Origin of the sequence: Prevotella sp. P5-64 (assembly GCF_002251285.1) — a bacterium.
Classification (GTDB): domain Bacteria; phylum Bacteroidota; class Bacteroidia; order Bacteroidales; family Bacteroidaceae; genus Prevotella.
Genome location: NZ_NPJK01000044.1, coordinates 45164 through 51240 on the forward strand (window position 1 = coordinate 45164; position 6077 = coordinate 51240).

General features: G+C 44.1%; 7 protein-coding genes. 4 read left to right on the forward strand and 3 right to left on the reverse strand.

Annotated features, from left to right (window positions below; translation table 11 throughout):
• Positions 1 to 2: 2 nt before the first annotated feature.
• From CIK87_RS08720 to CIK87_RS08730, 3 genes are all read right to left on the reverse strand, one after another.
• Positions 3 to 380, reverse strand: coding sequence for a hypothetical protein (locus CIK87_RS08720; RefSeq protein ID WP_094386851.1), 378 nt, complete (start codon positions 378 to 380; stop codon positions 3 to 5).
• A 214-nt stretch (positions 381 to 594) separates the two neighbouring features.
• On the reverse strand, positions 595 to 1383 hold the full coding sequence (locus CIK87_RS08725) for a hypothetical protein (RefSeq protein WP_144008158.1): 789 nt from the start codon (positions 1381 to 1383) through the stop codon (positions 595 to 597).
• 124 nt (positions 1384 to 1507) lie between these two features.
• Positions 1508 to 1885, reverse strand: a complete 378-nt coding sequence (locus tag CIK87_RS08730; protein WP_094386853.1) for a helix-turn-helix domain-containing protein — start codon at positions 1883 to 1885, stop codon at positions 1508 to 1510.
• 447 nt (positions 1886 to 2332) lie between these two features.
• Here CIK87_RS08730 and CIK87_RS08735 point away from each other — a divergent pair, with 447 nt between their 5' ends.
• The 4 genes from CIK87_RS08735 (at position 2333) to CIK87_RS08750 (ending at position 5956) form a co-directional block, all read left to right on the forward strand.
• Entirely contained in the window at positions 2333 to 3319 is a 987-nt protein-coding gene (locus tag CIK87_RS08735; protein ID WP_094386854.1) for a type IV toxin-antitoxin system AbiEi family antitoxin, read from the forward strand.
• The gene (locus CIK87_RS08740) at positions 3309 to 4211 is read left to right on the forward strand and encodes a hypothetical protein (protein WP_094386855.1); all 903 of its coding nucleotides are present in this window, start codon (positions 3309 to 3311) and stop codon (positions 4209 to 4211) included. Before CIK87_RS08735 ends, CIK87_RS08740 begins: the two co-directional genes overlap by 11 nt.
• Complete coding sequence (locus CIK87_RS08745) at positions 4208 to 4843, forward strand: PP2C family serine/threonine-protein phosphatase (RefSeq protein WP_094386856.1); 636 nt, start codon at positions 4208 to 4210, stop codon at positions 4841 to 4843. The genes CIK87_RS08740 and CIK87_RS08745 overlap by 4 nt, the downstream gene beginning before the upstream one ends.
• A gap of 462 nt (positions 4844 to 5305) precedes the next feature.
• Complete coding sequence (locus CIK87_RS08750) at positions 5306 to 5956, forward strand: helix-turn-helix domain-containing protein (protein ID WP_254046536.1); 651 nt, start codon at positions 5306 to 5308, stop codon at positions 5954 to 5956.
• The last annotated feature ends 121 nt before the right edge of the window (positions 5957 to 6077 follow it).

Consider the following 6077-nt stretch of genomic DNA (forward strand, 5'->3'; position numbering starts at 1 on the left):
TCCTATCCTCCAAAGTTTTCCTTAATGGTGTCCCAGTGCTGGATGAGGTAGTTCACACCCTCTATCCATGCCTTCATGATTCGCTCGTTCCTGAAGTACCGCTTCCTCACCTCCTGAGGCAGTCCGTGAAGGGCATTGCGGATGCCGACAAGTTCTGACCTTGCGGCGGAAAGACTTTTCAATGCTTCCTCCTGTCCCTCGGTCATCAACTGCTTTGGCTGGTGCCCAAGGACTGCATTGTGGACATAGTTGCTTTTGTGCATTCCGCACTTGTTGGCGTTGGTGATAATCTGGTTGTATTCTTCTTCCGTGAAGCGGACATCGATATGGTGTCCTTTGTTCTGCCTCTTTTCTGAGGTCTTCGATTTTGTCTTAATCATAATTACACAATGATTTTTTTGTTGGGTTATAAATGTAATACTATCGGGAGATTGAAGTAAAAGCCTTGGACAGCCCGGTGCGAGCCTGCGAGCGACGCAAGAATCCAGTGGAAGGACAGTGCAGCGGAGCAAATCTGTCAGACATTGGGACTTCTTGTTTAGACCTCAGAAAAAATCACACTTCTTCGGGTTTGTCCGAGGCTTCGACTTGCAGTCAGTCGCTGCCTTGTAGTGCGTGCTCGGCGCTGTCGGCTGCATCCGCAGCTGTTGTACTGGGAGTTGGCGAGACAAGTTGATTTGTCGAATCTTCATTATCAGAGATGCCCTCTGGATTGGTAGGCATAGCAGGAGTGTCGCCTAATGCGACATCATTTGATGTGCTATATAGCTTATCGGCTTCTGGCATCAGGTTGGCATAGTGCTCGTCAAGTTGCTCTAAGTAGCCTTCAGACAGCTGTCCATCCTCTCCGTATGGAGATAGTTTATCTTCTTCCCTTTCATCATTGTTGGCATCAGTCACAGATGGGACGGGATTAGAAGATATAACCGATAGAGTATGGCTGTTGCCGATATTGTCCGAAGTCGGTTCCGAGGCATCACCTTGGACAGCCTGTTTTGGAGCGATTGGATTACGTTGATAATACGGATTCTTGATGGGAGTATCCTGCCCTTCCACGAACCAGAAGGCCAGACAATGAATGGTGTGGATAGTCGTACGGTTATTGGCTACGGATGTGAGAATCCCCACCTCATTGAAGAGGTCAATCATCTTCTGTGCAGTCTTGCGGTCACAGTGCCAGAGTTCGGCGAGTTCCACTTTCGATATGGCAAACTGACCGATACTGAGGTCAGCCGAGAAGTTCAGCTTCTCATAATGGAACGGTTCTATTGCCGCCAAAGAGAGAAAGGTATCAAGGGCTTTCATGCGGTGGAAACCTTGGTTGTCATCCTTGAGGAAATCAAGCTGTTCTCTGGTCAGCAGGATTCCATACTTGATATTCATATATTTCATCTTTACTTTTTTTTGTGGTGAGGGCTGGCATTGGTCAGCCCTCAGCCGTTGTTAATAATGAGATTTGAATGTGACTTGAAAAACAGGGTTACGTCGGACTGGTGTCGGCTTCGTTCTACCAGTCATGCTTGTCTGGCTTTCGTTTGTGTGAAGCAAGGATAGCATCGTTCTCCTCATCTGCGGTCATAGGAACGGTATTCCTGCGCGTGGTCTCCAGCCACTTGTCAAGCTCATCCTGATACAAGATCCATCTTCTGCCAGGCTTGGTGGCTGGGATGGTGCCGTCCTCCAGTTTCATGTACATCGTTCCCCTGGGGATGTGCGTGTACTCGATGGCCTCTTCCACAGTCATTGGCTTGTGGCGGTTCTCCTTTACGGGTTTACTACTCTCTACCTGCTGTCTGGTCAGCATGGCTCTCATGCCCATCACCTCATCCCGAAGCTGGGCGACGACCTGCGGGAGGTCGTTGAATGTCAGAATTTCTTTTTCCATAATTTATCACAGTTTTAGTGATTCGGCTGCAAAGGAACTTAATGATGCCATGCTGATTCCGATTATTCACGATAATCCACGAATAATCATATCAACATGAAATAATTGGGGAAAAAAGGGGGTACAAGGGGAATAATGATAGGGGAAAAGGTAAAAATAGAACTTGCGGCAAGGCTTATTGGTGCTCCCGACAGAAGATTACAAAACAGATAGTGGGCGAAAACCGATGCAATGACATCAGCTTTCGCCCACTATCATCGAGAGATTATCCATTTTAAAAGACTGCAAAATTTTAGAAAATGCATATTTTTTTGTTCAAAGCATTATATTTGTTCAAAATTCGTGAACAAACACCATTTTTTGAACAAAAAGTTTGGTTGTTTGGAAAATGTTCATTAAATTTGTAGCGTTCAAAATGCATGAACAAAAACAAAACAGTGAACAAGTATGGTCAGAGAAGAAGAAATCATCAATGATGTCGTCTATAATCTGAGACGATTAACGAACTTGGAAGATATTATATTCAAGGCAGCTGAACAAAGCAAAAGTTATGGCTATAACCTCACTATCAACGGGGTTACATTTGCTTGTGATGTGAGGCCACAAGTGAACAAGGCAAATTACAACCTTATTGTGCAGCACATGAGAAGTCTTAAGGAGCAGACAGACAAGCCGCTGATGCTGGTAGCAAACCATTTCTCACCAGAATCTTTTGACGGTCTGCCTGAAGAAGGAGTTAGTGTGGTGGAGAGCAGCGGAAACTGCAACATTGTTGCCGCTCCGCTGTTTATACGTATAAGCGGACAAAAGGCAATGCTGCCAAAAGAGGCAAAAGGAAAAGCGTTCAATGAAGCAGGTCTGAAGGTTATTTTTTATTTGTTGCTTGACGAAATAAATATCAATAAGCCTTATCGGACTATTCATGAAGAAACCGGTGTGTCACTTGGCACAATCAAGAACGTAATAGAGGAACTTGGCAGGGGGAAGTTTGTGCTTACCACAGAAAATGGACGCTTTTTGAAAAACAGGAAAGAGCTGCTAGATGTTTGGCAGACTCACTACAATCAAAGTCTGAAGCCGAAGTTGCTGCTAAAGGAAATGGAGTTTGTGGATGCCGACTGCCGACGAGATTGGAACAAAATAATACTACCAGATGGAATGTGCTGGGGAGGTGAAGGTGGAGCCTTTTTGATTGACCGCTACCTGATGCCAGAACTATTTGATATTTACACGGAAACGCCGAGTGTCAAGCTGATGATGACCAAGAAGGTGAAATTCCAGGAGAAAGGCAGGATAAAACTCTATCAGAAGTTTTGGAAAGACAATACTGACGAGAAAACGGCTCCCAAAATTCTAATATACGCTGACTTGATGGGAAGTGGTAACAGCCGTTGCATTGAGGCGGCTCAAAGACTGATTGAGAATGGAATATAAAATCACGAAAGAGGAACTTGGCAATGACTGGCTATATAGTACACTCGTTGCCCTGAATAAATGTATGGCAGAGCATGGGTTGCCACTGTATGTGGTAGGTGCCAGGGCAAGAGATGTAGCCATGAAGCTAATGAAAGGCGATGAACCAAAGCGCCGCACGGAAGATTTGGATGTAGCCATTGCCATAGAAGACTGGCAAACCTTTGATGACATCTGCAAAACGCTGGAGAATAACCATTTCAAGCGTCATGGAGAAACGCAGAAGTTCTTCTACAAAGGCGTGAACGGGGATTTAGATTTTGAGGTGGACATTGTTCCATTTGGCGGAGTCGCTGTGGACGAAAAGATTGGTTGGCCACCAGAAGGGAATCCTGTCATGTCGGTAAAGTGCTTTCAAGACGTGATGAACGAAGCGGTCACCGTGATTGTGAATGGCGAAATAGAAGTAAAGATGGCTCCGCTATGCGGTCAGTTCCTGATTAAGTTGGACACATGGAACGACAGAAACGCATCGACCGACAAGGATGCAGAAGACATGTTGTTCATCTTGAAAAACTACCTTGACATCCAGTTGCTATATCAAAAAGACAATGTGCCGCCCGACGTAGTGACTTTCGACAATGAGAGTCTGGATGCAATCATCTGGGGTGCGCAATGGATGGCCTACGACATCAGCAAACTGCTGACAACAGAACATCTTCAGTTCTATGCAGACTTTGCATCAGCAGAACTGAAGAAGGAGGAAAAGAGCAACCTTATTTATCACTTTATGAAGTATTATGGGAACAGTGAAATGGACGACATCAGTAGCAATTATGAGCCTTGTCGCCAAATCTGGAGTGTTTTCGTAGAAATCTATAGCAAAGAGTTAGAAGAAAGGAACAAACGATGAAAGTAAAATCATTTTCGATTAGCAGCAAACGTTATCCGAATGAGGATAAGATGGCCATACAAAATATGGGGATATACGGCATTGCCATAGTGCTTGCTGATGGTATGGGCGGATTGAGTCTTGGTAATTTAGCAGCTGATGTCGTGACTAACACCGTGGCTGATTATCTGATGAAGAATTATGAGGGATATGCCGAGAAAGAAGTCTTGCACAAGGCTCTGGAGCGTGCAGATCAGGAAGTGAGACGGGTAAGCATTGAGAAGAAAAGTAACATGGGTGCTGCAGTAGCCGTGGCAATCATAATAGATTATGAACTTTATTGCACATGGCAGGGAAATGTCAGAATCTATGCCCAACACGAAGGAAAGACGGAGTTGTTAACCACAGACCATATGGCAAATATTGGGTATGGTAGAACAGCCTTGACCAGATGCATTAAAGGGTCTGGTCTGCGAGATGATGTTCCTTTCCTATACCATAAGTTGTCAGAAGATGATACTGTGTTCGTCTGTACGGATGGATTGTACAAAGTTGCTGAAAAGAATCTGGGTGTGTTATCTGCAGATGAAATTTCAAGGAAACTGAATGATCCAGAGGATGATGCATCACTTATAGAGGTGTCTTTTAAATAGGAAGAATGGGTGCCATACAAAGTTTCTATCTATCACAAAAACGATACTTGTATTTAGAGCCCTCTAAACAACCACAAATAACGAAAAACATATGGAGATAAATATCTGTATATCAACCGCTTTTAGATTTTAACACTTCAGAAGCTGTTTTTGGGTGCTTCTGAAATTCCCTATAAATTTGCAACGTATTTCTACCGCAGGGAATTTACGAGGCTTTATTTTTGCCACATGGTGGACAGAGTTGATAAGAGTTGACGACAGGTTACAAGAGTTGACGTTTTTTTGACCCACTTTTGAGAAAAGCAATATTGTGGAAAAGGTTGATATAGGTTGTCAATAGTTTACTTGTGATTACTTGCGGAGAGGTACAGCAAAAGGAATGTTGAATCCATAAATATCGCAAGTATGCCAAAGACCAGAAAATGCGCTTATTGTGGCAAGGTTTTCACCACAAACAGCGGAATGCAGAAGTACTGCTCAGAGGAATGTGCCGAGCAAGCAAAGGAGAACAAGAAAAAGAGACAACGGGATTTCCTTCGGGCTGTCGAACCAGTGATGGAACTCCAGCAACAGGAGTACCTGACCTTTTCCAAAGCAGCCATTCTTCTTGGCTGCACCCGTCAGTATGTCTATAAACTTGTAGAGCAAGGGAAGTTGCCAGCTTCACGGCTGAGCAGCCGAATGGCCCTTGTCCGTAAGAGTGATATTGAGAATATGTTTGAGGCCAATCCTTATAATCGTGTCCTGCCATGTACTAAGCCCAAGAAGTCTGTTTCCAAGAAAATAAAGAATTCTGCAAAGGACAAGGCAAAGGAGGAACGTGCAACTGATGAAGTCCTCGAATACTACTCTGGCGAAGAAGTAAAGCAGATTTATAAGGTCAAGCAGTCATGGCTCTATGCTTCTGCCAAGCGTCACCAGATTCCTATGTGCCGTATTGCTGGACGAAACTACTACAGCAAAAAACACATTGATGCAGTATTTGGTACCACTATAGATCTTGATGCCATCGTCGATTGGCTGTCGCCACAGGAAGTGGCAGACCGCTACGGTATCAACCTTACGGCGGTCCGTTCTTATGCACATCGCCATAAGATTCCAAGTAAGCCTTAATTCCGCAACACTATAATTTAACTTTATTTATAAGTTCCTGAGCAACAAAAAGTTGCCCAGGATTTTGCCATGTCAGAATTTTCACTTATCTTAGTGTTGCAAAAAGAAAACAAGCAAAACT